The 26074-nt window shown below is 66.0% G+C and carries 28 protein-coding genes and 1 riboswitch; of the genes, 16 read left to right on the plus strand and 12 right to left on the minus strand.

Going from position 1 to position 26074, the window contains the following annotated elements; genetic code table 11:
• Positions 1–145: 145 nt before the first annotated feature.
• The 3 genes from R3D65_RS05120 to R3D65_RS05130 all read left to right on the plus strand — a co-directional run bounded on the left by R3D65_RS05120 (position 146) and on the right by R3D65_RS05130 (position 3002).
• The gene (locus tag R3D65_RS05120) at positions 146–1063 is read left to right on the plus strand and encodes an EamA family transporter (RefSeq protein ID WP_371274153.1); all 918 of its coding nucleotides are present in this window, start codon (positions 146–148) and stop codon (positions 1061–1063) included.
• A 34-nt stretch (positions 1064–1097) separates the two neighbouring features.
• Complete coding sequence (locus R3D65_RS05125) at positions 1098–1823, plus strand: class II aldolase/adducin family protein (protein WP_371274154.1); 726 nt, start codon at positions 1098–1100, stop codon at positions 1821–1823.
• A 225-nt stretch (positions 1824–2048) separates the two neighbouring features.
• The gene (locus R3D65_RS05130) at positions 2049–3002 is read left to right on the plus strand and encodes a cation diffusion facilitator family transporter (protein ID WP_371274155.1); all 954 of its coding nucleotides are present in this window, start codon (positions 2049–2051) and stop codon (positions 3000–3002) included.
• Between the two features lie 19 nt (positions 3003–3021).
• Here R3D65_RS05130 and trxC read toward each other — a convergent pair whose 3' ends face one another.
• Positions 3022–3456: a thioredoxin TrxC gene (trxC, locus tag R3D65_RS05135; protein ID WP_371274157.1), complete on the minus strand. Its 435-nt coding sequence runs from the start codon at positions 3454–3456 to the stop codon at positions 3022–3024.
• A gap of 71 nt (positions 3457–3527) precedes the next feature.
• Positions 3528–3968, minus strand: coding sequence for a Fur family transcriptional regulator (locus R3D65_RS05140; RefSeq protein ID WP_371274158.1), 441 nt, complete (start codon positions 3966–3968; stop codon positions 3528–3530).
• A 142-nt stretch (positions 3969–4110) separates the two neighbouring features.
• Between R3D65_RS05140 and R3D65_RS05145 the strand changes: the two genes are divergently transcribed.
• From R3D65_RS05145 to R3D65_RS05160, 4 genes are read left to right on the plus strand one after another with little or no spacing between them, the layout of a single operon-like run.
• Positions 4111–5013, plus strand: coding sequence for a metal ABC transporter substrate-binding protein (locus R3D65_RS05145; protein ID WP_371274159.1), 903 nt, complete (start codon positions 4111–4113; stop codon positions 5011–5013).
• Positions 5006–5914 (plus strand): manganese/iron ABC transporter ATP-binding protein, encoded by a 909-nt coding sequence (locus R3D65_RS05150; protein WP_371274160.1) that lies wholly within the window; start codon positions 5006–5008, stop codon positions 5912–5914. Before R3D65_RS05145 ends, R3D65_RS05150 begins: the two co-directional genes overlap by 8 nt.
• Positions 5911–6768 (plus strand): metal ABC transporter permease, encoded by an 858-nt coding sequence (locus tag R3D65_RS05155; RefSeq protein ID WP_371274161.1) that lies wholly within the window; start codon positions 5911–5913, stop codon positions 6766–6768. The genes R3D65_RS05150 and R3D65_RS05155 overlap by 4 nt, the downstream gene beginning before the upstream one ends.
• On the plus strand, positions 6765–7610 hold the full coding sequence (locus tag R3D65_RS05160; protein ID WP_371274162.1) for a metal ABC transporter permease: 846 nt from the start codon (positions 6765–6767) through the stop codon (positions 7608–7610). Before R3D65_RS05155 ends, R3D65_RS05160 begins: the two co-directional genes overlap by 4 nt.
• Before the next feature lie 25 nt (positions 7611–7635).
• Here R3D65_RS05160 and ribB read toward each other — a convergent pair whose 3' ends face one another.
• From ribB to R3D65_RS05190, 6 genes are all read right to left on the minus strand, one after another.
• Complete coding sequence (ribB, locus tag R3D65_RS05165) at positions 7636–8751, minus strand: 3,4-dihydroxy-2-butanone-4-phosphate synthase (RefSeq protein WP_371274163.1); 1116 nt, start codon at positions 8749–8751, stop codon at positions 7636–7638.
• A 104-nt stretch (positions 8752–8855) separates the two neighbouring features.
• Complete coding sequence (locus R3D65_RS05170) at positions 8856–10139, minus strand: amidohydrolase family protein (RefSeq protein WP_371274164.1); 1284 nt, start codon at positions 10137–10139, stop codon at positions 8856–8858.
• A 4-nt stretch (positions 10140–10143) separates the two neighbouring features.
• Positions 10144–11088: an ABC transporter permease gene (locus R3D65_RS05175; protein ID WP_371274165.1), complete on the minus strand. Its 945-nt coding sequence runs from the start codon at positions 11086–11088 to the stop codon at positions 10144–10146.
• Positions 11089–11092: 4 nt separating this feature from the next.
• Positions 11093–12142 carry an ABC transporter permease gene (locus R3D65_RS05180; protein ID WP_371274166.1) on the minus strand — a complete coding sequence of 350 codons (1050 nt, stop codon included), beginning with the start codon at positions 12140–12142 and terminating at the stop codon, positions 11093–11095.
• On the minus strand, positions 12132–13679 hold the full coding sequence (locus R3D65_RS05185; RefSeq protein WP_371274167.1) for an ABC transporter ATP-binding protein: 1548 nt from the start codon (positions 13677–13679) through the stop codon (positions 12132–12134). The genes R3D65_RS05180 and R3D65_RS05185 overlap by 11 nt, the downstream gene beginning before the upstream one ends.
• A 57-nt stretch (positions 13680–13736) precedes the next feature.
• Positions 13737–14777, minus strand: a complete 1041-nt coding sequence (locus R3D65_RS05190; RefSeq protein WP_371274168.1) for a BMP family protein — start codon at positions 14775–14777, stop codon at positions 13737–13739.
• Between the two features lie 221 nt (positions 14778–14998).
• Between R3D65_RS05190 and R3D65_RS05195 the strand changes: the two genes are divergently transcribed.
• A complete protein-coding gene (locus R3D65_RS05195; protein ID WP_371274169.1) occupies positions 14999–15262 on the plus strand; it encodes a hypothetical protein in 264 nt (87 codons plus the stop codon).
• On the opposite strand, the gene R3D65_RS05200 is transcribed toward R3D65_RS05195, so the two are convergent.
• On the minus strand, positions 15256–16317 hold the full coding sequence (locus R3D65_RS05200) for an AbrB family transcriptional regulator (protein WP_371274170.1): 1062 nt from the start codon (positions 16315–16317) through the stop codon (positions 15256–15258). The two genes, R3D65_RS05195 and R3D65_RS05200, sit on opposite strands and share 7 nt — an antisense overlap.
• A gap of 185 nt (positions 16318–16502) precedes the next feature.
• A riboswitch (cobalamin riboswitch) is annotated at positions 16503–16720 on the plus strand.
• Positions 16721–16840: 120 nt separating this feature from the next.
• Between R3D65_RS05200 and R3D65_RS05205 the strand changes: the two genes are divergently transcribed.
• From R3D65_RS05205 to R3D65_RS05240, 8 genes are read left to right on the plus strand one after another with little or no spacing between them, the layout of a single operon-like run.
• Entirely contained in the window at positions 16841–18784 is a 1944-nt protein-coding gene (locus tag R3D65_RS05205; RefSeq protein WP_371274171.1) for a TonB-dependent receptor plug domain-containing protein, read from the plus strand.
• A 5-nt stretch (positions 18785–18789) separates the two neighbouring features.
• A complete protein-coding gene (locus tag R3D65_RS05210) occupies positions 18790–19665 on the plus strand; it encodes an ABC transporter substrate-binding protein (RefSeq protein ID WP_371274172.1) in 876 nt (291 codons plus the stop codon).
• A 17-nt stretch (positions 19666–19682) separates the two neighbouring features.
• A complete protein-coding gene (locus R3D65_RS05215; RefSeq protein ID WP_371274364.1) occupies positions 19683–20648 on the plus strand; it encodes a FecCD family ABC transporter permease in 966 nt (321 codons plus the stop codon).
• Positions 20645–21430, plus strand: coding sequence for an ABC transporter ATP-binding protein (locus R3D65_RS05220; protein WP_371274173.1), 786 nt, complete (start codon positions 20645–20647; stop codon positions 21428–21430). Before R3D65_RS05215 ends, R3D65_RS05220 begins: the two co-directional genes overlap by 4 nt.
• A 3-nt stretch (positions 21431–21433) precedes the next feature.
• Positions 21434–22051: a MotA/TolQ/ExbB proton channel family protein gene (locus R3D65_RS05225; protein WP_371274174.1), complete on the plus strand. Its 618-nt coding sequence runs from the start codon at positions 21434–21436 to the stop codon at positions 22049–22051.
• Positions 22048–22470 (plus strand): ExbD/TolR family protein, encoded by a 423-nt coding sequence (locus R3D65_RS05230; RefSeq protein WP_371274175.1) that lies wholly within the window; start codon positions 22048–22050, stop codon positions 22468–22470. The genes R3D65_RS05225 and R3D65_RS05230 overlap by 4 nt, the downstream gene beginning before the upstream one ends.
• Complete coding sequence (locus R3D65_RS05235; RefSeq protein ID WP_371274176.1) at positions 22467–22871, plus strand: ExbD/TolR family protein; 405 nt, start codon at positions 22467–22469, stop codon at positions 22869–22871. Before R3D65_RS05230 ends, R3D65_RS05235 begins: the two co-directional genes overlap by 4 nt.
• The gene (locus R3D65_RS05240; RefSeq protein WP_371274177.1) at positions 22868–23773 is read left to right on the plus strand and encodes a TonB family protein; all 906 of its coding nucleotides are present in this window, start codon (positions 22868–22870) and stop codon (positions 23771–23773) included. Before R3D65_RS05235 ends, R3D65_RS05240 begins: the two co-directional genes overlap by 4 nt.
• Positions 23774–23806: 33 nt before the next feature.
• Here the strand turns inward: R3D65_RS05240 and phoB are convergent, their stop codons facing one another.
• From phoB to pstB, 3 genes are read right to left on the minus strand one after another with little or no spacing between them, the layout of a single operon-like run.
• Positions 23807–24496, minus strand: coding sequence for a phosphate regulon transcriptional regulator PhoB (phoB, locus tag R3D65_RS05245; RefSeq protein ID WP_371274178.1), 690 nt, complete (start codon positions 24494–24496; stop codon positions 23807–23809).
• Between the two features lie 11 nt (positions 24497–24507).
• A complete protein-coding gene (gene phoU / locus R3D65_RS05250) occupies positions 24508–25209 on the minus strand; it encodes a phosphate signaling complex protein PhoU (RefSeq protein WP_371274179.1) in 702 nt (233 codons plus the stop codon).
• Between the two features lie 26 nt (positions 25210–25235).
• Positions 25236–26063, minus strand: a complete 828-nt coding sequence (gene pstB, locus R3D65_RS05255) for a phosphate ABC transporter ATP-binding protein PstB (protein ID WP_371274180.1) — start codon at positions 26061–26063, stop codon at positions 25236–25238.
• Between the last annotated feature and the right edge of the window lie 11 nt (positions 26064–26074).

Genomic DNA, 26074 nt, shown 5'->3' on the forward strand with positions numbered 1-26074 from the left:
TTGCCGTTCATGCACATGCGTATTGCTCGACAGTGTGCCCGTTTCCCGCTATAGGGCTTTTCCTTAGCTTTCTAAGGGGAGAGGAATGCCACAACCGCCCCGCCTCTCGGGAACCGGATGATGACAACACTCCTGGCAGGCCCGCGTGACCGGTGAACTTCTGGCTCTTGCCGCGGCCTTCGCCTTTGCGCTGTCCAGCGTCGCCATTGCCAAGGGCGCGCGCACCAGCAGCGGCGAGACCGGCGTCCTGTTGTCAGCGATGGCGACCGGCCTGTTCGCCGGGCTGGGCTGGCTGGCAACCGGCAACGGCCAGTTCCACCTCAATGGCTGGCATGGCGCTGGCGTGGCAATCGGCTGGTTTGTCGCCTCCGGTCTTCTGGCCACCGTCTGGGGCCGCATCACCATGTTCCGCTCCATCGAACTGGCCGGCGTCATTCGCGCATCCACGACCCGCCGCCTCATGCCCTTCATGTCGGTGATCGTCGCCGGCCTGGTTCTCGGCGAGCGGGTTTCCGGCGTCGCTGCCGTCGGCATGGCACTGATCGCCGCCAGTTTCTACCTGCTTTACCGGGAAAACAGCGCGCGCATCCGCATTTCCAGTGACGATCCGGCACGCCGTGCGATGATCTCCCGGGGCCTCGTCTATGGCATTGCCTCCGCGCTGCTCTACGCGCTCAGCTTCGTGGCACGCAAGTTCGGGCTTGAAGCCGTGCCCGATGCCTTCTTCGGCGCCTTTGTCGGCTCGCTGACGGCCATCGCCTTCTATGCCGGCGCAGCCGTGTTCAGCACCCGTTACCGCATCGCCCTGGCCGGGGCGCTCAGGACGCCCAATCCCTGGCAATTGCTTGCCGCGGTGCTGATGGCCGCCGGTCAACTGTCCCAGTTCGCGGCGCTGAAACTGACCGGTGTCGGGCGCGTCGCCTTCATCAATTCCGTCGAGGTCTACATCGCCGCCTTCCTGGCGGTGGCCGTTTTCAAGACCGAGCCGATGCCCGGCCGCGCCATCGTCATCGCCACCATTCTGGCCACCGGTGGCGTCATCCTGATGTCGCTGCCGGCCTGAACCGAACGACAAGACAAGCAGAGGGAGAGACGAAATGAGCGACAAGGACCTGACAGAAAACGCGATCCGCGATCTCGTGATCGCCAACCGCATCCTGGCGCGCGAGAACATCATCGATGGCTTCGGTCACGTCAGTGTGCGCAGTCCCGTCAACCCGGAGCGGTTTTTCCTGTCGCGCTCGCGCAGCCCGGAAATCGTGACCCGCGACGACATCATGGAATTCGATCTCGACGGCACGCTGCTTTCCGACGACCCGCGCCGCCCCTATGCGGAGCGGTTCATCCACGCCGCGATCTATCGCGCCCGTCCGCAGATCAATGCCGTGTCCCACCATCATGCCCCGGCGGTCATCCCCTTCTCGCTGACCGGTGTGCCGTTGAAACCGGTGTTTCACATGGCATCGGTGGCAGGGTCCGAAATACCGGTCTGGGACAGCCAGGCCGAATTTGGCGACACCAACATGCTGGTCGACACGCTCGACATGGGTCACTCGCTCGCCCGCACGCTGGGCGGCAATGCCGCGGCCCTACTGCGCGGTCATGGCGCGGTCTGCGCCGCGCCTAACCTGAAGGGCATCTGCATGGTCTCCATCTACATGCGCGACAATGCCGAACTGATCCTGAAGACGCTGCCGCTCGGCCAGCCCAAATACCTGGCGCAAGGCGAGATCGAAAAGGCCGCCGCCATGCTGATGGGTGACATGCCGCAGGCCCGCGCCTGGGACTACTGGTCCGCCCGCGCAGGGTTTGGCGGGATCTGAAGCAATTCCAGCGAAAGTGGACACCGGTTTCGCGTCCGGAATTGCGGCAAGGGGATCAGCAATTCCAGCGAAAGCGGATGCCGGTTTCGCGCCGGTATGGCGCGAATGCTCAGGGCGCAGCCGGCAGGTACGGGCAGATTTCGCTTGAACCTCCAGCGGCTGGAGGGGTTAGGTGATCAGGAGGCGGCGAATCCCCGGCGCCGGCAACGGATGCGAAGGTTTGGTATGGGCCACGACCATTATCACGGCCACACGCATGGCCCCGGCCATGTCCACATGGACCCCGACAGCGGCGACCGGCGCGTTCTGGTCGCCATCTGGGCCAACGGGCTGCTGACGCTGGCCCAGATCGCGGGCGGCATCATGTCGGGCAGTCTCGCCCTGATCGCCGACGCCCTGCACAATCTCTCCGACATGGCATCGCTTGCCATCGCCTATGCCGCGCGCCGCATCGCCCGCCGTCCGCCTGACGAAGCCATGACCTACGGCTATGGCCGGATCGAGATCGTCGCCGCGCTGATCAACTATACCACACTCATCCTGGTCGGCCTCTACCTGGTCTATGAGGGCGCCATGCGCCTGATCGACCCACCCGCCGTCGCCGGATGGACTGTGGTCATCGTCGCAGGCGTGGCGCTGGCGGTGGATGCGCTCACAGCGTTCCTGACCTGGTCCATGCAAAAGGGAAGCGTGAATATCCGCGCCCTTTTCCTGCACAACCTGTCCGATGCGCTTGCCTCCGTTGCGGTGATCGTCGGCGGAACGCTGATCCTTCTCTATGACTGGCGCATCGTCGACCCGCTCATCACCATCGCCATCGCCGCCTATATCCTTTGGCTCGCGTTCAGCGAGATCGGCGGTCCGGTCCGCACCCTGATGCTGGGCAGCCCCGACGGGCTCGACGGCAGGAAGGTCATCGCCGCGATCAGGGAAGTGGACGGCGTGGCGAGCCTTCACCATGTCCACTTCTGGCAGATGCAGGAACAACAGCCTTCCTTTGATGCCCATGTCGTGCTGACAGCAGGCGGTTGGGAGGCGCAGGAGGCGGTGAAGGCCCGCATCAAGGCGCTTCTCGCCGACCGTTTCGGTGTGCGCCACTCGACGCTGGAATTCGAGCACGCCGGCCGTGCCCACGAAAATGCGTCGCTCTATGGATGCCCGGACGTGGCCGGCACCTGAACGCGACGCCAGACCGCTGTCACGCGCCCTGGCTGGCCCAGGAAACGATCTGGCCGGCCGGCAAGGCGCCAGACACGCGGTTGACCAGCGTACCGCCCTTGAACATCAGCATCGTGGGAATGCCCTGGATGCCATAGGCCTGCATCAGGCCTGGCGCCGTATCTGCATTGACCTTGATGAAGCGCATGCGTCCCTTCATCGTCTCGGCAGCCTGTGCGAATGCCGGCGCCATGGTCCGGCAGGGACCGCACCAGGGCGCCCAGACATCCACCACCACCGGCAGGTCGTCGCCCCCGGCAATGCGCTTGAACGTGGCTTCATCGACATCCGCCGGATGGTCGGCGAAAAGCGGCGTCTTGCAGACCCCGCAGCGCGCTGCCTCCAGCGGCTTGCCTTCCGGCGCTCGGTTCTTCCGCCCGCAGGACGCACAGGTGAAAAGTGTGGGGCCGCTCATGGCGATCTCCTCGTCACGACAATACATTTATCAATATTGATATATTCACGGGAAGCCCTTCCCGCAAGGGTTCACGCCCGCCGCTTGTCCCGCGCGATCTTGCGCCCGTAGATTTCCAGCCGGTGATCGACGATTTCGTAGCCCAGACGCCGCGCCACCTCTTCCTGCAACGCCTCGATGCGTTCCGAAATGAACTCGACCACTTCGCCCGTATCGACATCGATCAGGTGGTCGTGATGCGCCTGCGGCGCGTTCTCGTAGCGCGACGGCCCGCCCTGGAAGGTGTGGCGCTGGATCGCGCCATGATCCTCCAGCAGTTTCATCGTGCGATACACGGTGGACAACGAGATGGACGCATCCTTGCGCACCGCGCGGCGGTAGATCGCCTGTGCATCGGGGTGATCGTCATGGCCGGCCAGGATCGCAAGAATGATCCTGCGCGGCCGCGTGATCCGCACGCCTGCCCGCCGCAAGGCCGTTTCCATCTCCTGTGCCGTCATCGGTGCCGTCATCGGTGCCGTCATGGCCGGACCATAGCCAGTTGCGACGCAGTTGCAAATGGAATTGACCAGTTGCGAATGATTTGCAGGAGACTTGACGGATCGCCTGCCGCCCTCTAGGTCTTTTAATGCAAACAATTTGCAGGTAGGAAACATGACGCGATTTTTCTGTCAGGCGCTAGCTCTTGCGGGCATGGTTGCGGTGCTGGCATTGACGCCGGCGGCACAGGCAGCCGACAAGCTGAAGATTGTCACGACCTTCACAGTCATTGCCGACATGGCGGCCAATGTTGCCGGCGAGCATGCCGAGGTCGTCTCCATCACCCGGCCCGGCGCCGAGGTTCACAATTACAAGCCCACGCCGCGCGACCTGGTCAAGGCGCAGGGCGCAGACCTGATCCTGTGGAACGGGCTCAATCTCGAACGCTGGTTCGAGCGCTTCTTCACCAATCTGCACGGTGTACCGGAAGTCACGGTATCCGAGGGCATCGACCGGATCATGATCGATGGCGACGCCTATGACGGCAAGCCCAACCCGCATGCATGGATGTCGATTTCCGCCGCGCAAATCTATGTCGACAACATCCGCGATGCGCTCATGCAGCGCGATCCGGCCAATGCCGCCGCCTATGCCGACAATGCTGCCGCCTACAAGGCGAAGATCGCCGCCTTGGCCGCCCCCCTGCACGAGGCCCTTGACGGCATTGCGGAAGAACGCCGCTGGCTTGCCACATCGGAAGGCGCGTTTTCCTATCTCGCCCGCGACTTCGGCCTGCGCGAGCTCTATCTCTGGCCGATCAATGCCGACGGACAGGGAACGCCGCAGCAGGTGCGCGCCGTCATAGACGCCATGCGCGAACATGCCATCCCGGTGATCTTCTCCGAAAGCACCGTCTCGCCCAAGCCGGCCCAGCAGGTGGCCCGGGAAACCGGCGCCACCTATGGCGGCATGCTCTATGTCGACAGCCTGTCGGAACCCGATGGCCCCGTGCCCACCTATCTCGACATGATGCGCGTCACCATCGGGACGATTGCCGGAGGCTTGAAAAATGGCTGATGCCGGCCTGGCCGTCGAACATGCCACGGTCACCTACCGCAATGGCGTCACGGCGCTGAGGGACGCCTCATTCACCGTTCCGGCGGGAACGATCACGGCGCTGGTCGGCGGCAATGGCGCCGGCAAGTCCACGCTTTTCAAGGCGATCATGGGCTTCGTGCCGCTGGCGCGGGGAAGTGTCACCATCCTGGGCCAGCCGGCCGCCCGCGCGCTGCGCGACAACCGGGTTGCCTATGTACCGCAATCCGAACAGGTCGACTGGAATTTTCCCGTGCTCGTCGAGGACGTGGTGATGATGGGCCGCTACGGCCACATGGGCTGGCTGCGCCGACCTGCCGCCGCCGACCGCGCCGCCGTCGACAGCGCGCTGGAGCGCGTGGCGCTGACCCAGCACCGCAAGCGCCAGATCGGCGAACTCTCCGGCGGCCAGAAGAAACGCGTGTTCCTTGCCCGCGCCCTGGCCCAGAACGGACGGGTCATCCTGCTCGACGAGCCCTTTACCGGCGTCGATGTCCGCACCGAGCAGCAGATCATCGCGCTGCTCCGCGATCTTCGTGACGAGGGCCGCGTCATTCTGGTCTCCACCCACGACCTTGGTTCGGTGCCCGAATTCTGCGACCGGGCCGTGCTTGTCCGCGGCACGGTGCTGGCCGCCGGCCCGACCGAAAAGGTCTTCACGGCGCGTAACCTGCAGGAAACCTTCGGGGGCGTCCTGCGCCATTTCACCCTGGCCGGCGCCGATCTGCATGACGACGACGACACCCGCGGCATCACCGTCCTGACCGACGACGAACGGCCCTTCGTGCTCTACGACGGCAAGGGCCGCACCGGCGCCGAAACCGGGGGCGCATCCGGGACCGGCGGGCAGCCGGAGCAAGCGCGGCAGGGCGGCAAGCCATGAGCCTTCTTCTGGAACCTTTCGGCTACGGCTACATGGTCAACGCGATGTGGGTTTCTGCCCTTACCGGCGGTGTATGCGCCTTCCTCTCCGCCTATCTCATGTTGAAGGGCTGGTCGCTGATCGGCGATGCGCTCTCCCACTCCATCGTCCCCGGAGTGGCCGGGGCCTACATGCTGGGACTGCCCTTTTCGCTGGGTGCCTTCATCTCCGGCGCGCTGGCCGCCGTGGCCATGCTGTTCCTGAACCGGCGCACGCGCCTGAAGGAAGACGCGATCATCGGCCTCATCTTCACCTCCTTCTTCGGTCTCGGCCTGTTCATGGTCTCGCTCTCGCCGGCATCGGTCGACGTGCAGACCATCGTCATGGGCAATATCCTGGCGATCACGCCCGCCGACACGCTGCAGCTCGTCGTCATCGGCACCGTGACACTGGCCATCCTGCTGGCGAAATGGAAGGATCTGATGGTCGTCTTCTTCGACGAGGATCATGCCCGCTCCGTCGGCCTCAATCCGGACCGGCTGAAGGTGCTGTTCTTCGCCCTGCTCGCCGCATCCACCGTCGCCGCCTTGCAGACCGTCGGCGCCTTCCTCGTCATCGCCATGGTCGTCACCCCAGGCGCCACGGCCTACCTGCTGACAGACCGCTTTCCCCGGCTCGTCGCCATCGCGGTGGCCATCGGCACCGGCTCCTCCTTCTTCGGCGCCTATGCCAGCTACTTCCTGAACGGCGCCACCGGCGGCATCATTGTCGTGCTGCAGACGCTCCTCTTCCTGACCGCCTTCGTGTTCGCACCGAAACACGGCCTGCTCGCCGCGCGGGCAAGGGCGCGCACCGTACTGGAGGACATCCGGTGAACGAGCTCCTGTCCGATCCGCTGCTGCCCTTCGCCTTTCCCTTCATGCAACAGGCCTTTCTCATCACGCTGGCTGTCGCCGTGCCGATGGGCCTGATCTCGGCTCTGCTCATACTCAAGGGCTGGTCGCTGATGGGTGACGCCATTTCCCATGCGGTCCTGCCGGGCGTCGTCATTGCCTATGTCATCGCTCTTCCGCTGGGCGCTGGCGCCTTCGTGGCCGGCATGGGCTGCGCCCTGGCAACCGGCTATCTCAAGGAAAACAGCCGCATCAAGGAAGACACCGTCATGGGCGTGGTGTTTTCCGGCATGTTCGGCCTCGGCATCGTCCTCTATCTGTCGACAACCACCGACGTGCATCTCGACCACATCCTGTTCGGCGACATGCTGGGTGTCACATGGGGCGACCTGGCCGAAAGCGCGGCGATCAGCGCCATCGCGACCGGCTTCATGCTGGTCTTTCGCAAGGATCTGGCCCTGGCCGCATTCGACGAACAGCATGCCCGCGCCATCGGCCTGCCGGTGCGCTTCCTGCATTACGGGCTGCTGGCCGTCGTCTCGCTGGCGGTGGTGGCGGCGCTGAAGGCCGTCGGCATCATCCTGGCAGTCGCATTCCTGGTCGCGCCCGGCGCCATCGCCTTCCTGCTGACGCGCACCTTCGCCGCCATGATGGCCGCCGCCGCCGCCATTGCCGCCGGCGCCTCCGTGCTCGGCATATGGGCCAGTTTCTTCATCGACAGCGCGCCCGCGCCCACCATCGTCCTCATCATGACGACCGCCTTCATCGCCGCCTTCATCCGCGAACAGGTGCGCTACGCGCGCATCCAGTCCCGCGACGGCTGAAACGGCGCCCGCCGGGAAGGGCCGGTCAGATGCGGATGGTGCGCGTGATCTCGATGCCGAACCCGCCAAGCCCGACATACTGGCGCTCCGAAGACGAAATCAGCGCGATCGAACGGATGCCGAGATCGCGCAGGATTTGCGCGCCGACACCCACCTCGCGCCAGCGCTGCTGGCGCACCAGGGCGCTGCCATGCTGCTCGCCATCCTTGCCGTCGCCTTCGGTGCCGTGTTCGTCCGCCGAGGCATCATGGCCCATGGGATTGCGCAGGATCATGATGACGCCGCGCCCGCCATGGGCATCGATGGCCTTCACCGCGGCATCCATCCAAACCTTGTCGCCATTCAGCCGCGCCACCATGTCGTCCATCGGCTGCTCGCGATAGATGCGGCAGGGAATGTCCTCGCCGGAGCGCACGTCGCCGAAGGTCAGGATCACGTGCTGCAGCGGATCGAAGTCGGAGGCATAGGCATAGATGCGCGCCGGCCCGCCATGCACGGTCACGTCCTTTTCCTCGACCCGCTGGACGAAGCGCTCGGTGCGGATGCGATAGGCGATCAGGTCCTCGATGGAGATGATGCGCAGGTCGTGCTCGCGGGCGAATTCGATCAGTTCGGGCAGGCGCTTGACCGTGCCGTCATCGTTGACCACTTCCGCCAGCACACCGGCAGGTTCGAGCCCGGCCAGCGAGGCCAGGTCGACGCCCGCTTCCGTATGGCCCGAGCGCGTCAGCACGCCGCCGGATCGTGCGATCAGCGGGAAGATGTGCCCCGGCCGGATGAAATCGGACGGCGCGACATTGCCATTGGCCAGCGCCGTGATCGTCGCTGTCCGCTCCGTCGCCGAAATGCCCGTCGTCATGCCGATCCTGTAGTCCACCGAAACGGTGAAAGCGGTGCGCAGCGGGTCGATATTGTTGGCCACCATCGGGTTGAGATGCAGCGCATCGGCGCGCGCCGCCGTCATCGGAACACAGAGGATGCCGGATGTATGGCGGATCATGAAGGCGATCTTTTCGGGTGTCGCCTTCGAGGCCGCCATGATCAGGTCGCCCTCGTTCTCGCGGTCGGTGTCATCCACCACCACGACGAGTTCGCCATTGGCAATGGCCTGAATGGCCGATTCGATCGTGTCCAGTTGCATTGTATCCGGTCCTGTCCGCGCGCTGGCGCCCTGTCTCTTTCCCGTGTCGATTAAAGAGCGGCGCGGGACCGGTCAAGGATGCGCAAGGCAGGTCCAGCCCGAATTCACGAGCCTGACGGGTGCCTGCGGCTGACATTCGAGGGTCTTCCGGGCAATGATAGCGCCGTCTCGTGCCTGCCGCGGCGCGCCACGATCCGCCCGCCGGCCACGACCATCAGCCGGTTGGCGCGCAGCCGGATCGCCTCCACCGGGGAGGATGCATCCAGCACGACAAGGCTCGCCTTGCAGCCCGGAGCGATGCCATAGCCGTCCAGGCCCATGACCTTCGCGCTGTTGGCCGTCACCATGTCGAAGCAGGCGCGCATCTGCGCCGGGCTCGTCATCTGCGCCACGTGCAGCCCCATGAAGGCGACGTCCAGCATGTCGGCGGTGCCCAGCGAATACCACGGGTCGAGCACGCAATCCTGACCGAAGGCAACCGTGATGCCGTGGGCCAGCATTTCCGGCACCCGCGTCATGCCGCGCCGCTTCGGATAGGTGTCGTGCCGCCCCTGCAGCGTGATGTTGATGAGCGGGTTGGGAATGGCTGCAACGTCCGCCTCGGCCATCAGCGGCAGCAGCTTGGAGACGTAGTAATTGTCCATCGAATGCATGGAGGTCAGATGCGATCCCGCCACCCGGCCTTGCAGACCGAGGCGCTGTGTCTCGAAGGCAAGCTGCTCGATGTGGCGCGACATGGGATCGTCCGTCTCGTCGCAATGCATGTCCACCATCAGCCCGCGATCCGCCGCGATCTCGCAAAGCTCGGTCACCGAGCGCAGCCCGTCCGCCATGGTGCGCTCGAAATGCGGAATTCCGCCGACGATCTCGACGCCCATGTCCAGCGCCCGGATCGTGCAGTCCCGCGCCGCCGGCGAGCGGTAGAACCCGTCCTGCGGGAAGGCGACGAGTTGCAGGTCGAGAAAGGGTTTCACCTTTTCGCGCACCGCAAGCAGCGCGCGAACGCCCTTCAGCCCGTCCTCGTCTGACGTGTCGACATGGCTTCGAATGGCCAGAAGGCCCATGGACACGGCCCAGTCGCAATAGGCGAGCGCGCGTTCGGCGATCTCCTCTTCCGTCTGCAGCGGCTTCAATTCGCCCCACAGGCCGATCCCCTCCAGAAGGGTGCCGGAAGCGTTGATGCGCGGCCGGCCGTAGGAGAGCGTGGCATCCATGTGGAAATGCGGATCGACGAAGGGCGGCGAAACGAGATCGCCCGACACGTCGATGACCTCACCGGCCTGCGCCTCGATCACCGGCTCGACCGCGCCGATCAGGCCGTCCTTGATGGCGATATCGGCTGTCCGCCCGTCAGGCAGGATGCCTCTCTTGAGAAGAATGTCGAACATCGGGTCAGCGCTCGCCTTTCTGATAAGGGATCATCAGTGCCTTCGGATAGGTGGCGCGCCGCGCCACCAGGATCAGCGCCAGGATGGACAGGACATAGGGCATCATCAGGAACACCTGATAGGGCACGAAGGCGCCGGCCACCTGTTGCAGCCGCAACTGGTAGGCATCGAAGGCGGCGAACAGGATGGCGCCGATCAGCGCCTTGCCCGGCCGCCAGGAACCGAACACCACCAGCGCGATGGCGATCCAGCCGCGCCCGTTCACCATCTCGAAGAAGAAGGAGTTGAAGGCGCTCATCGTCAGGAAGGCCCCGCCGATGGCCATCAGCGCCGAACCCGCCATGACCGCGCCGATGCGCACGGCGGTCACCGAAATGCCCTGCGCTTCCACCGCCGCGGGATTCTCGCCCACCGCCCGCAGCGCCAGCCCCGCCGGCGTGCGGTAGAGCAGCCAGCCGACAAGGCCCGCCATGATGAAGGCCAGGTAGGTGAGCGGCGTCTGGTTGAACAGCGCGGGCCCGAGCACCGGGATATCCGACAGGACAGGAACCGGCCAGGCCTGGAACGCCTCGATCTTCGGCGGCGAGGAAACCTTGGGCAGTGCCACGCGATAGGTGAAATAGGTCAGGCTGGAGGCCAGCAGCGTGATGCCGATGCCGGTGACATGCTGCGACAGGCCGAGCGGCACGGTCAGAAAGCCGTGGACGAAACCGAAGGCAGCGCCCGTCAGCGCCGCCACCAGCACCCCGGTCCACAGATCGGCCCCGTTCCACACGGCGAACCAGCCGGCGAAGGCGCCCGCCGTCATGATGCCCTCGATACCGAGATTGAGAACACCGGCCCGCTCGCAGATCAGTTCGCCCAGCGTGGCGAAGATCAACGGCGAGGCGATGCGGATGGCTGCGGCCCAGAACGTGGCCGTGAACAGGATTTCCAGCGCGTCGCCCATGGCGTCACCTCCACCGGATGCGATAGCGCGACAGCATGATCGCCGCCACCATGGTCAGCAGCGCGGCCGCCACCATCACCTGCGCGATATAGGACGGCACCCCTGCCGCCCGGCTCATCGCGTCCGCGCCCACGAAAATGCCGGCCACGAAGATCGCCGACAGCACCACGCCCAGCGGGTTCAGCATGGCCAGCATGGCCACGACGATGCCCGTGTAGCCGAAGCCCGGCGAAAGATCGAGCGTCAGGTTGCCTTTCAGCCCCGCCACTTCCGAGAAACCGGCCAGCGCGGCAAGCCCGCCCGACAGCAGCGCTGTCTTCATCAGCACCCGGTTGACCGGGATGCCGGCAAAGCGTGCCGCCTCCGGATTGTGGCCCACCGCACGCATTTCGTAGCCGAGCGCCGTTTTCTTCATGATGACCCAGGTGACGACGGCGCTCGCCAGCGCCAGAACGAAGCCCCAGTGCAGCCTCCGGCCCTTGACGAGGCGCGGCAGTTCGGCCGCGTCGACCACCTTCTTCGACTGCGGCCAGCCCAGCCCGCTCGGATCCTTGAGAACGCCCTCCAGCAGCATGGAAACGAACAGCAGGACGATGAAGTTCAGCAGCAGCGTGGTCACCACCTCGTCGACGCCGAAGCGGATCTTCATCACCGCGGGCCCAAGCAGCAGCAGCGCACCGGCCAGCATCGCCGCCGCCATGATGAGCGGGATCAGCGCGACAGACGGCAGCATGACCGCGCCGGTTCCGAGCACCACCGTCATCACCGCACCGATATAGAGCTGCGCCTCTGCGCCGATGTTCCACAGCCGCGCACGGAAGGCGACGGCCACGGCAAGGCCGGTGAAGATGAGCGGCGTCGCCCGCGTCAGGGTTTCCAGGAAGGCGAACTGGGAACCGGCCGCGCCCTTGATGACCAGCCAAAAAACGTTGAACGGGTTGGCCCCGGCGATCAGCACCAGCAGCGAGGCGAAGAGAATGGTCACCGCGATCGCGCCGGCGGGATAGCCGAGCGTATGCAGGAAGGTCGGCCTGGGCCTCGGTTCAAGCCGCATCGGAGATCCCCTCGAATCCGTGTCCGGCCATGAGCTGGCCGATGTCGGCAAGACTGCGCTCGCCGCGCGCCGACGGTGCCGAGAGACGCCCTTTCGAGATGACGAACACCCGGTCGGACAGTGCCAGCACCTCGTCGAGATCCTCCGAGATCAGCAGAACCGCCGCGCCGCGCGCCCGCGCCTCCAGCAGCCGGGCATGAACGTAGGACACCGCGCCGACATCGAGTCCGCGCGTCGGCTGGTTGGCGAGAATCACCGCCGGCTCCCCGTCCAGCGCGCGTCCGAGAATGAGCTTTTGCATGTTGCCGCCCGAAAGCAGGCGCACCCGCGCCTCCGGCGACGGACATTTCACATCGTAGTCGGCGATGATCCGCTCGGCGAAGGCACGCGCCGCGCCCCAGTCCAGAAAACCGAACCGAGAGAAGCGCCGGCTGCGATAGGCCTCCGAGATGACGTTTTCGGCCACGCTCATATCGTCGATCATTCCCGTGGCATGGCGGTCTTCGGGAATGCGGCCGATGCCGTGGGAAAGCGCCACGCGCGGCGACCAGACCTGAACCGCTTCGCCCTTGACAAGCAAGGCGCCCGACAACGGGCTGGCGGTGCCGGCAATCAGTGCCGCAAGCGCCGCCTGGCCATTGCCCGACACGCCGGCAAGCCCGGTGATCTCGCCGCCGCGCAATTCCAGATCGATACCGCGAAGCGCCGGCCCGCCGCCCTGTCCGGCGGCATGCACATCGCGAAGCGTCAGCAGGGCTGGTCCCGTCACCGGCGGCGCGATGTCCGGCGGCACGATTTCCTGACCCACCATCATGGTGGCAAGCTGATGCCGGTCGGTCTCCGCCACGGTCACCTCGCCGGCAACGCGGCCGGCGCGCAGCACCACGACCCGGTCGGCCACCGCCATCACCTCGTTGAGCTTGTGGGAAATGAAGATGATCGACAGACCGTCGGCCACCAGCTTCTTCAGCGTGGCGAAAAGCGCGTCCGTTTCCTGCGGGGTGAGCACGGCCGTCGGCTCGTCGAGGATGAGGATGCGGGCATCGCGATAGAGCGCCTTGAGAATTTCCACGCGCTGCCGCTCGCCCACCGACAGGGACTGCACCAGCGCATCGGGATCGACCTGCAGTCCGAAATCGCCGGCCAGCCTGAGAATGCGCGCCTTCGCGCCCGCCCTGTCGAAACGCAGCGAGAACAGCGGCTGCGTGCCCAGCGCGATATTGTCCAGCACGCTCATCTGGCCTGCCAGCGTGAAATGCTGGTGCACCATGCCGATGCCGGCGGAAAGCGCGGCACGTGGATCGCCTGCCGGCAAGGGCTGCCCGAAGGCCTCCACGCCGCCTGCATCGGCCACGTAATGGCCGAACAGGATATTCATCAGCGTCGTCTTGCCCGCGCCGTTTTCGCCCAGCAGCGCCACCACTTCGCCCCGCGCCAGCGAAAGCGAAATGCCGTCATTGGCCTTGAGCGCGCCGAACTGTTTCGTGATTCCGGCCAGGCGCAGCACCGGACCTTCGGCTTGCGTGCCGTGCGACACTGCCCGTCCCCCTTCAAGATGCCGGACGGCAGGCTGGCCGCCGCCCGGAACCGGACCTTACATGGTCGACTTCGGTTCTTCGTCGTTGATCTCGACGACGAAGGACCCGTCCTTGATCGCGGCTTCCTTCTGCGCAACCATTGCCATGGCCGCTTCCGGCACCTTGCCCTCGAACGTGCCGAGCGGCGCCAGCGAGCAGCCGCCTTCCTTCATGAAGGAATAGACGCCGTAATCCTCGGCCTTGAAAGCGCCCGCCTTGATCTTCGCGATGGCCGCGTCGAGCGTCGGCTCGAAATGCCACAGCGCCGAGGCAACCACGGTTTCAGGATAGTCGGACTGCGTGTCGATGACGTTGCCGATGGCCAGCAGGCCCTTTTCCTTGGCCGCGTCGGACACGCCGAAGCGCTCCGCATACAGCAGGTCCGCACCCGCGTCGATCTGGGCGAAGGCGGTTTCCTTGGCCTTGGGCGGGTCGAACCACGAGCCGATGAAGGCGACCTGGAATTTCACCTCCGGGTTCATCTCCTTCGCCCCGGCCATGAAGGCATGCATGAGCCGGTTCACCTCGGGAATGGGATAGCCGCCCACCATGCCGATATTGTTCGTCTTGGTCATCGCCCCGGCAATGATGCCGGTTAGGTAGGAGGCATCCTGGATGTAATTGTCGAACACCGCGAAATTCGGGTGCTCGTCCTGCGGCTTGAAGGACGATCCGATGAGGAAGGCCTTGTCCGGGTAATCGTCGGCAACCGAACGCGCTGCATCCTCCACCGCGAAGGCTTCGCCAAGAATGAGATCGTAACCCGCCTCGCAATATTCGCGCATCACGCGCTCATAGTCGCTGTTCGACACGCTCTCGGAAAAGACATACTCGATGTCGCCGCGCTCCACCGCCGCCTGCGCGGCCTTGTGGATGCGGCTCACCCATTGCTGCTCCACCGGCACGGTATAAATCGCAGCGGCCTTGATCTTGTCTGCCGCGCGCGCCCGGCCGACGAGGCCCGGCATGGCGAGCATGGCTACGCCGGCACCGCCGGCTGCGAGAAGGTGACGCCGGCTGAGCGGCACTGCGGCCGCCGTTCTGGTCCTGGCTGGCATGGTCTGGCTCCTGTTCCCCTGATGAAAAGTTTGGCATCCCGTCTTTTTGACCAAATGGTAAACACAAGTCAGGCGCCTTGGCAATCGAGATGCGCTAAAATGCCTCGTGGGACAAGCCATGCAACCCGCCATTCAACAGGTTAGGATAGCCCTGCCCCAAAACCGCCGCGAGCGTGGGCCTTCATGGCGGATGGGACGGGACAACGCTAAGGAGAGGTTTCATGAAGAACATCCTTGTCATCATCGCTGCAACCATGGCCCTTGCCGCATGCACGACAGCCGAGCGCGACGCGGCAACCGGCGGTGCAATCGGCGCGGCTGCCGGCGCCATCGCCACGGGCGGGAAGGCCGGCGGCGCGATTGCCGGCGCTGCGATCGGCGCGGTTTCAGGCGTGCTGATCGGCCGGGCCACGCGGCGCGGCGACTGCGTCTATCGCGACCGCTACGGCCGCCGCTATATCGCCCGCTGCCCCGCCGGTTACTGAGCGGACCCGCTCTCGTCCTTGCGCCGCTGCCGGCCCAGCATGACCGGCACGAAGGCGGCAAGGAAAAGCAGGCGCGAGACATGATGGGCGGCGACAAAGGCCGGATCGGCGCCCATCAACGTGGCCATCGCGGTCATGGTTTCCACCCCGCCGGGCGCCAGCGCGATCATCATCGGCCCGAACGCAATCCCGGTCAGCGCCGATGCAAGACCCGCCGCAGCCATCGCGATGACGACGGAGATGGCGGTTGTCAGCAGGCCCGCACCCAGTGCGCGCCGCAATTCCCCGGCCGTCACCCCGGAGAACCGCGTGCCGATCAGCGTGCCCAGCAGAACGAAGGCCGGCACCGACAGCCAGGCCGGCAGTCCCCCGGAGAGCACGCCGCCGAGATGCCCGGCAGTCGACACCAGCATCCCGCCCAGCAGATAGGCCGCCGGCAGGCTCACGCGCTTGAACCCCCAGCCGGCAATGCCGGCAAGCACAAGCGCAACCCCCATCTGCACCGCGGACATCGTGGCCGCTTCCGCGCCCCGCACCGGCAGGCTCAGCCCGGCGAATTGCACAACCGGCGGAACGGCAAGCGTCAGGAACAGCACCCGCATCGACTGAACCACGCCGATCAGCCGCACGTCGAGCCCCGCCTGCTCGGCCATGGCCAGGACAAAGCTCAAATGGCCAGGCGTGGATGACAGCACGGCCGAAGGTCCGCCGGCCCCCGTAAGCCGCACCAGCGCCGCGCGCGACACCAGCATGATGGCGACGATCGACACGACCAGCGTGGCCAGGCTCACCGGCCAGCGTGTCAGGCCGCCCAGCACCTCCGGCGTCACGCCCGACCCCATGGACAGGCCGATCAGGACGAAGGCAAGGTCGCGAATGCGGACCGGAATGCCCATCCGCATGCCTGCAAGGCCGCACAGCGTGACAGCCACGGCAGGGCCGGTCAGGAATGGCGCGGGCAGGCCGCACGCCCATGCCAGCAGCGCGCCGCAAGTCCCGGCCAGGATGGCGGATGCGAAGGGCAGGGCAAGACGAAGAATGGCCGGTCGGAGCATGGGCCGCAGGGTCCGTGGGTTTGGCGGGATGGACCGGCTCCTACGGAAACCGCGCCGTTTTCGCAAGGGCGCACCTGCCCGGCCCGATGGCAGCCATATGGCCCCGCGTGACAGATTCACAACAGATTGGAAATGAACGACGTCAAACCTTGACGAAATATTGACAGATGGCCCGCGCCCTGTGCTTATCTCGCCCTGTTGATGGTCTCCGTGCGTTTCGCGCGGAGCTAAGAGGGAATCCGGAAGGCCGCCCGTCGCAGACGGAGAACGGTTAGGCCGGAACTGCCCCCGCAACTGTGAACGGTTTGGCCCGTCCACACGCCACTGGTCCGCAATGGGCCGGGAAGGCGGACAGGCCGCGAAACCGTGAGTCAGGAGACCTGCCATCAGCGCGTCACCCGGCCGGACACGGGGTGTGTCAGGGCTGCCCAGCGCAAGCGGTGACGGTTTGTCGCCGCTGGCTGGCTGCCCCTGAGGCATTCCCTGCCGGCATTTGAACCGCAGAGGAACCGGAGGGGTTTCCATGTCTGCATTTGCAAGCATATCCGCGCGTCTTGGCGCGCTCACCGCCATTCTTTCCACGTCTGTTGCCCTGCCCGCGCTCGCACAGGACATCGTCATCGATGCCGGCGAAGTGGTGGTCTCGACCCCCAACCGCACCACGCAGAAGAAGGACCGCGTCGGCTCCAAGGTCGAAGTGGTGACGAAGGAAGAGATCGAGCAGCGCGCCCAGCCTGCCGTCACCGACTATCTCGCCACCATGCCCGGCGTCACGGTATCCGCCAATGGCGGCACGGGCGGCCAGGAAAGCGGACTTTTCGTGCGCGGCGCTGACAAGAAATATGTCAAGACACTGGTCAATGGCATCGACATTTCCGATCCCAGCGCCACGCAGGTACAGCCGGCGATGGAAAGCCTGCTGTCCGGGGGCGTAACCGGTATCGAACTGCTCAAGGGTTCCCAATCCACCCTTTACGGTTCCGACGCCGTGGCCGGCGTCCTGGCGATCTCCACGCTGAACGGCATCGAGCAGGGCCTGCATCACGACATTTTCGGCGAATACGGCTCCTTCGGCACCTGGCGCGGCGGCTATGTCTTCTCCGGCGCATCGGAAACCGGCCGGTTCGCCGCCGGTATTTCCGGCATCAAATCCGATGGCATTTCCGCCGCGAAGGCCAATGGCGCCGCTGCCGTGGACCTTGACCCCGCCCGCCTCGAAGCCGATGCCTATGACAACATCTCGGCCGACTTCGCCGGCGAACAGCAGCTTTCCGACATGGTCACGGTTTTCGGCAGCGCGCTCTACCGCCGCACCAATGCCGACTATGACGATTCCGGCAATCCGCCCACCGACAACACCTTCAACGCCGCCCGCTCGCGCCAGATCGCCGGGCGTATCGGCGCCCATGTCGACCTCCTCGACGGCCGCTGGCGCAACACGGTCTCGGTCCAGGCCTTCGATGTCGACCGTGATCTCTCCTCGGTGTCCGGCTTCGGCCCCTTTATGGGCAATTGGCGCGGCCAACGCCTGAAATTCGACTATCAGGGCGGCTGGGACTTCACCGAAGCCCTGACGCTGCAATACGGCATCGATCACGAGCGCCAGCGCGCCCGCGCCAGCGACAATTACGGCGGCAACACGAACGATACCCACAACCTGACCGGCCTGTGGGGTCAGCTGGCCTGGAACCCGGTGGAGGCGCTCACGCTGACCGCCGGCCTGCGCCACGACATCCACAATGTCTTCGGCGGACACACCACCTGGCGCGCCGCGGCCTCCTGGCAGGCAACGGAGACCACCCGCCTCCATGTCTCGGCCGGCACGGGCTTCCGCGCGCCCTCGCTTTATGAGCTTTACGCCCCCTTCGGCACAGGAAACGCCACGCTGGTGCCGGAGGAAAGCATCAGCTTCGATGCCGGCGTCGAGCAGACCTTTCTTGGCGGACGCCTCGTCGTCGATGTCACCGGCTTCGTCCTGAACACCGACAACCTGATCGACTATTCCTACGCCACCTTCTCCTATGTCCAGGTGCCGGGCGTGACGAAACGATCGGGTGTCGAGGTGGCGGCCGCCTGGGCCGTGACGCCGGATTTCGACCTGAAAGGCGCCTATACCTATACCCGGACGAGGCAGCCGGACGGCCTGCGCCGCCCGCGCGTGCCCGAGCATGACATCGCGCTGACCGCCATCTGGCGCCCGGCGGAAAAATGGACCGTCAGCGCCACCGCGCGCGGCGTGGTCAACCTGACCGACCGCGTCTCGGCCGGTTTCGGCACGTTCAATGACGTTCGTCTCGACGACTTCGTCAAGGTGGATGCGAAGATCGCCTGGAAGCCGGCGGAGAACTACGAGGTTTACCTGCGCGGCGAAAACCTGCTCGACCAGCGCTACGAGACGGTTGCCGGCTATTCCACGCCCGGCATCTCGGTCTTCGCCGGTTTCCGCGCGAAGTTCGGCGGGGAGTAAGCACCATGGCGCGGCGAAACGGCATCACGCTCCGCTTCGCCGCCGCCCTTCTGGCCCCTCTGGCCGGAACGGGCGCAGGGGCGGACTCTGCCCTGCCGACCGTCTATTCGCTCAACCTGTGCACCGACCAGCTTGCCATGCTGCTGGCCGCGCCGGGTCAATTGCAATCGGTCTCGGAACTCGCCACCGATCCCTCGCTTTCCGTCCTGCATGAGCAAGCGCGCCAATATCCTGCCAATCGCGGTCTGGCCGAGGACGTCGTGGCGGCAAGCCCCGATCTCGTCGTGACCGGCGCATGGTCCGCGCGCAACGCCACGGACCTGCTGCGCGGTCTTGGCTACCGGGTCGAGACCTTCGCGCCCGACCTGACACTGGACGGCATCCGCGCCGACATCGCCCGCATGGGCAAGCTCATGCAGCGTGAGCAACAGGCAGACGGCCTGCTGGCCGACTTCGATGCGCAACTGGCAAAGGCGCCGGATGCCGCCTGCCCGGCGTCCTTCCGCCCGTCGCTGCTTGTCTATGGCCCCAACGGCGTCACCGAGGGCGCCGGAACCTTGCCCGACACGGTCATCGAGGCGGCCGGCTTCCGCAATCTCGGTGCCGGACCGGGGACCGGCGGCATGGCCTTCGTTTCGCTGGAAAATGTCATTGCCATGCAACCCGATGTCATCCTTCTGCCGGCAGCCGATCCCGCGGCACCGGCACTGGCGCAGAAGCTCTTCAACCACCCGGCGCTGAAAGCCAGCGGGGCGCGCATCGTGCGCGGCGCCGTCGATCCGGCGCTATGGACCTGCGGCGGTCCCTTCACCGCAAGGGCCGTGACCGGCCTGAAACAGCTGCGCGCCAGTCTGCCCGGCTGCGAAAGGCCCGGCTCGTGACCCGACCCGCCCTCCTCATGGCCCTGCTGGCCTTCGCGTTCTTCCTTGCCTCGCTGGCCGTGGGCGCTTCCGATCTCCCGGTCTGGCACGGACTGGCCGCGCTGGCCGGCGCCGGCGACGATCCGCTGGCCGCCACCATCATGCGCGACATCCGCCTTCCGCGCGCCCTGCTCGGCCTTTCCATCGGCTTTTCGCTTGGCCTTGGCGGCGCGGCGCTGCAGGGTTTCCTGCGCAATCCGCTGGCAGAACCGGGCCTCGTCGGCGTCTCTGGCGCGGCCGCACTCGGCGCCGTCGCGGTGTTCTATACCGGCCTTTCGGCCTTTGGCGGCTTCACCGTGCAACTGGGCGCACTGGCCGGCGCGGCCGGTGCCGTCGTGTTCCTCATGGGGCTTGCCGGCCGCAAGGCATCGCCCATGACGCTCGTTCTGGCCGGCGTGGCATTGACCAGCCTGACCGGCGCGCTGACCGCCCTGGCCCTCAATCTGTCGCCCAATCCCTTCGCATCCTACGAGATCATCTTCTGGCTTCTGGGCTCGCTCAAGGATCGCGCGCTGACCGACGTGGCGCTCGCCCTGCCGCTGATGGCCGGCGGCTGGGTTCTGCTGCTTGCCTCCGCCCGCGCGCTCGACGCCCTGTCGCTGGGCGAGGACACGGCCCGCTCCCTGGGCATCCATCTGCCGCGCACCGCCGCCATCCTGGTCACCGGCGTCGCCCTGTCGGCCGGTGCCGGTGTCGCGGTTGCCGGCACGATCGGCTTTGTCGGCCTGGTCGTACCGCATCTGCTGCGCCCCTTCACCGACGAGCGGCCGTCCTCGCTTCTTCTCGCCTCCGGTTTCGGCGGCGCCGCGCTGCTTCTGGCCGCCGATATCGCCGTGCGCCTGATGACCACGGGGCGCGAACTGAACGTGGGCGTTCTGACCGCGCTCATTGGCGCGCCCTTCTTCCTCTGGCTCGTCATGTCGAACAGGCGGGTGATGACATGAGCGGGCTGGCCGTCGAAAACCTGTCTGCGCGGCTGGGCGGCAAGCCCGTGCTCGATGGCGTATCGTTCACCGTCGAACCCGGTGAAACGGTTGCGCTGCTCGGCCCGAACGGCGCCGGAAAGTCAACACTGCTGCGCTGCCTTGCCGGCCTGGTGGCCGGCAAGACGGGCTCCGCCTGCTGGAATGGCGAATCGCTGGCTGCCATGCGGCCCGGCGCGCGCGCCCGCACGCTGGCCTGGCTGCCGCAGGACCGCGTCGTACACTGGAACCTGGCCGCCCGCGCCATCGTCGCGCTTGGCCGCCTGCCCCATGGCGGCTACGGCACACGCCTTTCGCCCGCCGACGAGGACATCGTCCGGCAGGCGATGGAAACCATGGACGTCGCCCATCTGGCCGATCGTCCGGCCTCCGCCATGTCGGGCGGCGAACTGGCCCGCGTTCTGGCCGCGCGCCTCATTGCGCAGGACACGCCGCTACTCCTGGCCGACGAACCCGCCGCCAGCCTCGATCCTGCCCACCAGATCCGCCTCATGGCATCCTTTCGCCGGCAGGCGCGGCTGGGCAAGGCCGTGCTGGTTTCGCTGCACGACATCGAACTGGCCGCGCGCTGGTCCGACCGCGTCATCATCCTGCGCAACGGAGCGATCCTGGCGGATGGAAAACCCGACAATGCCATTTCGCCGGCGACCATGGCCGGGGCCTATGGCATCACCGCACGCATCGGCCATGACGAATGCGGGCTGACATTCACGCCGCTTGCATTGACGGCCAATGGAGACTGACGAATGAACGCGTGGATGGAAACATCGCTCGAAGCCCTGATGCCGGCAATGGCGGATCTGTTCGACAAGGGCGGGCCGGCCATGGTCGCGCTGGCCATCCTGTCCGTGCTCGTCGTCGCCGTGTTCGTGCAGAAGCTGCTCGGCCTGGCCGCCGAGAGCCTGGCAACGGGCCGTGCCGCGAAAGGCCGCAAGTCGGCATGGTCCGTCGGCAAGGTTCTGGCAAGCCTGGAGGAGATGCGCCCCACGGCGACCCCGGACCAGATGGAAGCCGAAGCCGACATTGCCGCGCGCGCCGCCATGGCGAAGCTGCGGCGCGGCATCGGGTTCCTTCATCTTGCCACGGCAGCCGCCCCCCTCACCGGTCTGCTCGGCACGGTGCTCGGCATGATCGAGGCTTTCCGCGAGCTGGAAGGCGCAGGCGATCAGGTCAACCCCGCGCTTCTGGCCGGCGGCATCTGGGAGGCCCTGCTGACCACGGCGGCCGGCATGGTGGTGGCGCTCGCCGCCCTCGTCTTCGCCGCCATTCTGGAAGCCATGGCCGGAAACATTGCCCGGCGGATGGAAGCCGCTGTGAACCGGGCCCTCGTCAAGCCGCGCGAACGCCCGAGGCCGGCCCCGTGAGCCGCCGCCGCATCACCCTCGAAACGGCCACGAGGCGCCCCGGCGTGAACCTCACGCCGATCATGGATGTCGTTTTCATCCTGGTCATCTTCTTCATGCTGGCGGCGCAATTCGTGCGGCAGGCCGAGCAGCCGCTGGCGCTTGCACCGGCAGGTGAAGCCGTCATGGCGCAGGACACGGCAACGCCGCAGACCCTGTCACTGACACCGCTCGAATTCATGCTGGACGGCGAAACCGTCGCCGCCTCCGCCCTGCCGGCGGCGCTGGCCGCTGACCCCGGCCGGCCGCTGGTTGTGACGGTCAGTCCCGATGCGCCCTATCAGGCGCTGGTCACCGCGCTGGATGCGGCCGCGAAGGCAGGGCGCACCAAGATTGCCACCCGTGCCGACAGCCCCGGTTCCGGGGAGGCCGGCCAATGAAGCGCCTGCGCCTGGAAACGCCACCCGCTCCGCAGGCCGACCCGACCCTGCCGCTGATCAACATCGTCTTCCTTCTGCTGATCTTCGTCATGTTGTCGGGTGTCATTCGCGCCGCCGACCCGCTGCCGCTGGAGCCGGCTTCCGCGCCGGTCGATCCGTCCGGCGCACCGGCTGCCACCCGTACACTCCATGTCGCCGCCGACGGCCGCATGGCGTGGAACGGACTGGTCGACGAGGCTGCGCTCGAAGGCTTTGTGGCGGCATTCTCGCAGGAGGCGTGGGACAAGGCCTGGCTGAAGGCCGACCGAAATGCCGAAGCCGCCGCCATAATCCGTCTGACCGAACGCCTGCGCGCCGGCGGTATCACGACCCTCACCATGATCGTGGAGGCCCGTCCATGAAGACCTTGCGTGCTGCCGTCGCCATCCTGCTCTCGCTTGGCCTGCATGCGGCCCTCGCCTCGGTCGTCGCCCATGGCATTGCCGGCGGCGGCGATGCAAGCGAGCCCGGCGACGTGACGGTGACCGTCACCCTCATCGAGGCGCCGGGCGAAACCGAAACGCCCAGGCCGGAAGCCGAAATGGCCGCGCAAGCGGAGCCGGAAACGGAAGAAGCGCCAGTCGAAACCGGATCCATCGCCGATGCGCCGGCTCAAATCGCGCAGAAGCTGCCGCTTCCGGAATTGCCGTCGGCCCCGCCGGTTGTCGCACTTGCGGCAACGGACATCGCCCATGCGCTTCCGCCTCTCGCCATGCCTGCGGCGGCGCCGGCGATATCGCAACCGCAGGAAAGTGAGGACTGGGCGGTGCTGCCCCGAACGGTCGCCGTCGTGCCGACACCCAGGCCGCAGATCACGCGGCAGGAGGCGGAACCGGCCCCGCGCGCCGAAAGGCCGGACCGGCCGAAGAAAAGCGCCGTCGCACCTGCCCGCCAGAAGGCTTCCAGGGGAAACCGGGGCGCCAATGGGAGCGACACGGCCTCCCAGCGCAGCGCGCGCGGCAAGACGGCTGGCCCATCCAAGGCTGCCATGCGGCAAGCCATGGTCAGCTATGGCCAGCGGGTGAACAGCCATGTCGCGCGGCGCAAGCCGCGTGGCGCCGGCGGGCGCGGCACGGTGGGCCTGAACCTGCGCATTGCGCGCACCGGTGCGCTTCTGGGCGCCAGCATCGGCGCCAGTTCCGGCAATCCCGCGCTCGACCGGAAGGCCTTGCAGGCTGCGCGCAACGCCGCGCCTTATCCGCAACCGCCCGAAGAGCTTGCCGGGCGCAGCCTCGCGCTGCGCATTCGCCTGAGTTTCAGGTGATTGCAAACGCGCGGCGGAAACGGCTTTCGCTTGTCATTTTTCCTCGATCGCGTAGCCCGCGCCGCGAATGGTGCGGATGACGTCCGGCATGTTGCCGATGTTCACCGCCTTGCGCAGCCGCCCGATATGCACATCGACCGTGCGCTCGTCGATATAGATCGTCTCGCCCCAGACATTGTCGAGAAGCTGACCGCGCGAAAACACCCGTCCCGGATGCTGCATGAGATATTCCAGCAGCCGGAACTCGGTTGGTCCGAGCTTCACTTCCCGCTTGGCGCGGTAGACGCGATGCGTTTCCCTGTCCAGAACGATATCGCCGACCGTCAGCGTGCCTGACAGCATTTCCGGCTTGGCGCGGCGCAGCAGCGCCCTGACGCGTGCCAGGAATTCCGGCGTCGAGAACGGTTTGACGAGATAATCGTCGGCACCGGTCGAAAGCCCGCGCACCCGGTCGCTCTCCTCGCCACGCGCAGTGAGCATGATCACGGGAAGGCGTTCCGTTTCGTGGCGTTGACGCAGCCGCCGGCAAAGCTCGATGCCGGAGACACCGGGCAGCATCCAGTCGAGCACCAGGAGGTCGGGCACGTTTTCGCGCAGGCGCAGTTCCGCCTCGTCGCCGCGCACCACGACTTCGACCTCATAGCCCTCGGCTTCGAGATTGTATTGCAGAAGGACGCCCAGCGGCTCTTCGTCCTCGACAACAAGAATGCGGGGGGATGCCATTGCCGACCTGCTCAGCCGATGCCTTCGGCCACGTTGTCGACCCGCGGCCGGGCCATCGGCAACTGATCGCCGGTGATCATGTAATAGGCGTTCTCGGCGATATTGGTGACGTGATCGCCGATGCGCTCCAGGTTCTTGGCGCAGAAGAGAAGATGCGTACAGGAGGAGATCTTGCGCGGATCCTCCATCATGTAGGTCAGCAATTCGCGGAACACCGACGTATAGGCCATGTCGATGTGCTCGTCGCGATTGCGGATTTCCTCGATCTCGCCGGCGCGGCGGCCGACATAGACATCGATGATGGCATTGACCTGGTTGCGCGCCAGTTCCGCCATTTTCTCGATCCCGAAATTCGGCTCGCGCATGACCACCATCTCGCCGATGGAGCCGACCCGCTTGCAGGTACTCTTGGCCAGGTCGCCGATCCGCTCCAGGTCGCCGGCCATGCGCATGGCACCGACCGCGAAACGCAGATCCTGGCCCATCGGCTGGCGCTTGCCGATCAGCGTGACGGCCCTGTCGTCCAGGTCACGCTGCATCTGGTCCATCAGCCGGTCTTCCGAAATGACCCTCTGCGCCAGCGCGACGTCGCCGGTCAGCAGCGCGCGCGTGGCCATGTCCACCATCTCGGCAGCCCGCTCGCCCATCGAGCGGATCATGGTATCCATCGCGTCGAGTTCCTCGTCGAACGAGGTGACAGTATGCTCGCCCATGGCGCAATCTCCCGGATTGGTAAGGCTCAGCCGAAGCGGCCGGTAATGTAGTCTTGGGTGCGCTTGTCGTCGGGGTTCGTGAACATCTTGTCCGTCGGCCCTTCCTCGACGAGAATTCCGAGGTGGAACATCGCCGTGCGCTGCGAGACGCGCGCGGCCTGCTGCATCGAGTGGGTGACGATCACGATCGTGTAGTTCTCCTTCAACTCGTCGATCAGTTCTTCCACCTTCGCGGTGGCGATCGGGTCGAGCGCCGAACAGGGCTCATCCATCAGGATCACTTCCGGCGAGACGGCAATGGCGCGCGCGATGCACAGACGCTGCTGCTGCCCACCCGAGAGCCCCGTGCCGGGCTCGTCGAGACGGTCCTTGACCTCCTCGAACAACCCTGCCTTCTGCAGGCTCGTCACCACGATTTCCTCCAGGTCCGCCTTGGAACGGGCGAGCCCGTGAATGCGGGGGCCATAGGCGATGTTCTCGCGGATCGACTTCGGGAACGGATTGGGCTTCTGGAACACCATGCCCACCCGCGCGCGCAGTTCCACCACGTCAATGGCCCTGTCGTAGATGTCCTTGCCATCGAGCGTGATCCGGCCCGTCACACGGCAGATGTCGATCGTGTCGTTCATCCGGTTCAGGCAGCGAAGGAAGGTGGACTTGCCGCAGCCTGACGGGCCGATCAGCGCCGTCACCTGGTTCTTGCGGACATCCAGGTCGACATCGAAGAGGGCCTGCTTTTCGCCATAGTAGACGCAGACTTTCTCGCCGCGCATCTTGAACGTATCGGTGTCTGTTTGCGGCATGGTCTTGTCTTTGAGTGCTTCTTCAATCTGTGTTTCGGTACGCATGTTCATCTCGGCGCTCC

Source organism: Zhengella sp. (assembly GCF_041397485.1).
GTDB lineage: Bacteria > Pseudomonadota > Alphaproteobacteria > Rhizobiales > Rhizobiaceae > Zhengella.

Bases quoted from the DNA above. Each gene is read 5' to 3' on its own strand.
- R3D65_RS05125 (WP_371274154.1), top strand. From the start codon at position 1,098: ATGAGCGACAAGGACCTGACAGAAAACGCGATCCGCGATCTCGTGATC.
- R3D65_RS05130 (WP_371274155.1), top strand. From the start codon at position 2,049: ATGGGCCACGACCATTATCACGGCCACACGCATGGCCCCGGCCATGTC.
- trxC (WP_371274157.1), bottom strand. From the start codon at position 3,456: ATGAGCGGCCCCACACTTTTCACCTGTGCGTCCTGCGGGCGGAAGAAC.
- R3D65_RS05140 (WP_371274158.1), bottom strand. From the start codon at position 3,968: ATGACGGCACCGATGACGGCACAGGAGATGGAAACGGCCTTGCGGCGG.
- R3D65_RS05145 (WP_371274159.1), top strand. From the start codon at position 4,111: ATGACGCGATTTTTCTGTCAGGCGCTAGCTCTTGCGGGCATGGTTGCG.
- R3D65_RS05150 (WP_371274160.1), top strand. From the start codon at position 5,006: ATGGCTGATGCCGGCCTGGCCGTCGAACATGCCACGGTCACCTACCGC.
- R3D65_RS05155 (WP_371274161.1), top strand. From the start codon at position 5,911: ATGAGCCTTCTTCTGGAACCTTTCGGCTACGGCTACATGGTCAACGCG.
- ribB (WP_371274163.1), bottom strand. From the start codon at position 8,751: ATGCAACTGGACACGATCGAATCGGCCATTCAGGCCATTGCCAATGGC.
- R3D65_RS05170 (WP_371274164.1), bottom strand. From the start codon at position 10,139: ATGTTCGACATTCTTCTCAAGAGAGGCATCCTGCCTGACGGGCGGACA.
- R3D65_RS05175 (WP_371274165.1), bottom strand. From the start codon at position 11,088: ATGGGCGACGCGCTGGAAATCCTGTTCACGGCCACGTTCTGGGCCGCA.
- R3D65_RS05180 (WP_371274166.1), bottom strand. From the start codon at position 12,142: ATGCGGCTTGAACCGAGGCCCAGGCCGACCTTCCTGCATACGCTCGGC.
- R3D65_RS05190 (WP_371274168.1), bottom strand. From the start codon at position 14,777: ATGCCAGCCAGGACCAGAACGGCGGCCGCAGTGCCGCTCAGCCGGCGT.
- R3D65_RS05195 (WP_371274169.1), top strand. From the start codon at position 14,999: ATGAAGAACATCCTTGTCATCATCGCTGCAACCATGGCCCTTGCCGCA.
- R3D65_RS05200 (WP_371274170.1), bottom strand. From the start codon at position 16,317: ATGCTCCGACCGGCCATTCTTCGTCTTGCCCTGCCCTTCGCATCCGCC.
- R3D65_RS05205 (WP_371274171.1), top strand. From the start codon at position 16,841: ATGTCTGCATTTGCAAGCATATCCGCGCGTCTTGGCGCGCTCACCGCC.
- R3D65_RS05210 (WP_371274172.1), top strand. From the start codon at position 18,790: ATGGCGCGGCGAAACGGCATCACGCTCCGCTTCGCCGCCGCCCTTCTG.
- R3D65_RS05215 (WP_371274364.1), top strand. From the start codon at position 19,683: ATGGCCCTGCTGGCCTTCGCGTTCTTCCTTGCCTCGCTGGCCGTGGGC.
- R3D65_RS05220 (WP_371274173.1), top strand. From the start codon at position 20,645: ATGAGCGGGCTGGCCGTCGAAAACCTGTCTGCGCGGCTGGGCGGCAAG.
- R3D65_RS05225 (WP_371274174.1), top strand. From the start codon at position 21,434: ATGAACGCGTGGATGGAAACATCGCTCGAAGCCCTGATGCCGGCAATG.
- R3D65_RS05235 (WP_371274176.1), top strand. From the start codon at position 22,467: ATGAAGCGCCTGCGCCTGGAAACGCCACCCGCTCCGCAGGCCGACCCG.
- R3D65_RS05240 (WP_371274177.1), top strand. From the start codon at position 22,868: ATGAAGACCTTGCGTGCTGCCGTCGCCATCCTGCTCTCGCTTGGCCTG.
- phoB (WP_371274178.1), bottom strand. From the start codon at position 24,496: ATGGCATCCCCCCGCATTCTTGTTGTCGAGGACGAAGAGCCGCTGGGC.
- phoU (WP_371274179.1), bottom strand. From the start codon at position 25,209: ATGGGCGAGCATACTGTCACCTCGTTCGACGAGGAACTCGACGCGATG.
- pstB (WP_371274180.1), bottom strand. From the start codon at position 26,063: ATGAACATGCGTACCGAAACACAGATTGAAGAAGCACTCAAAGACAAG.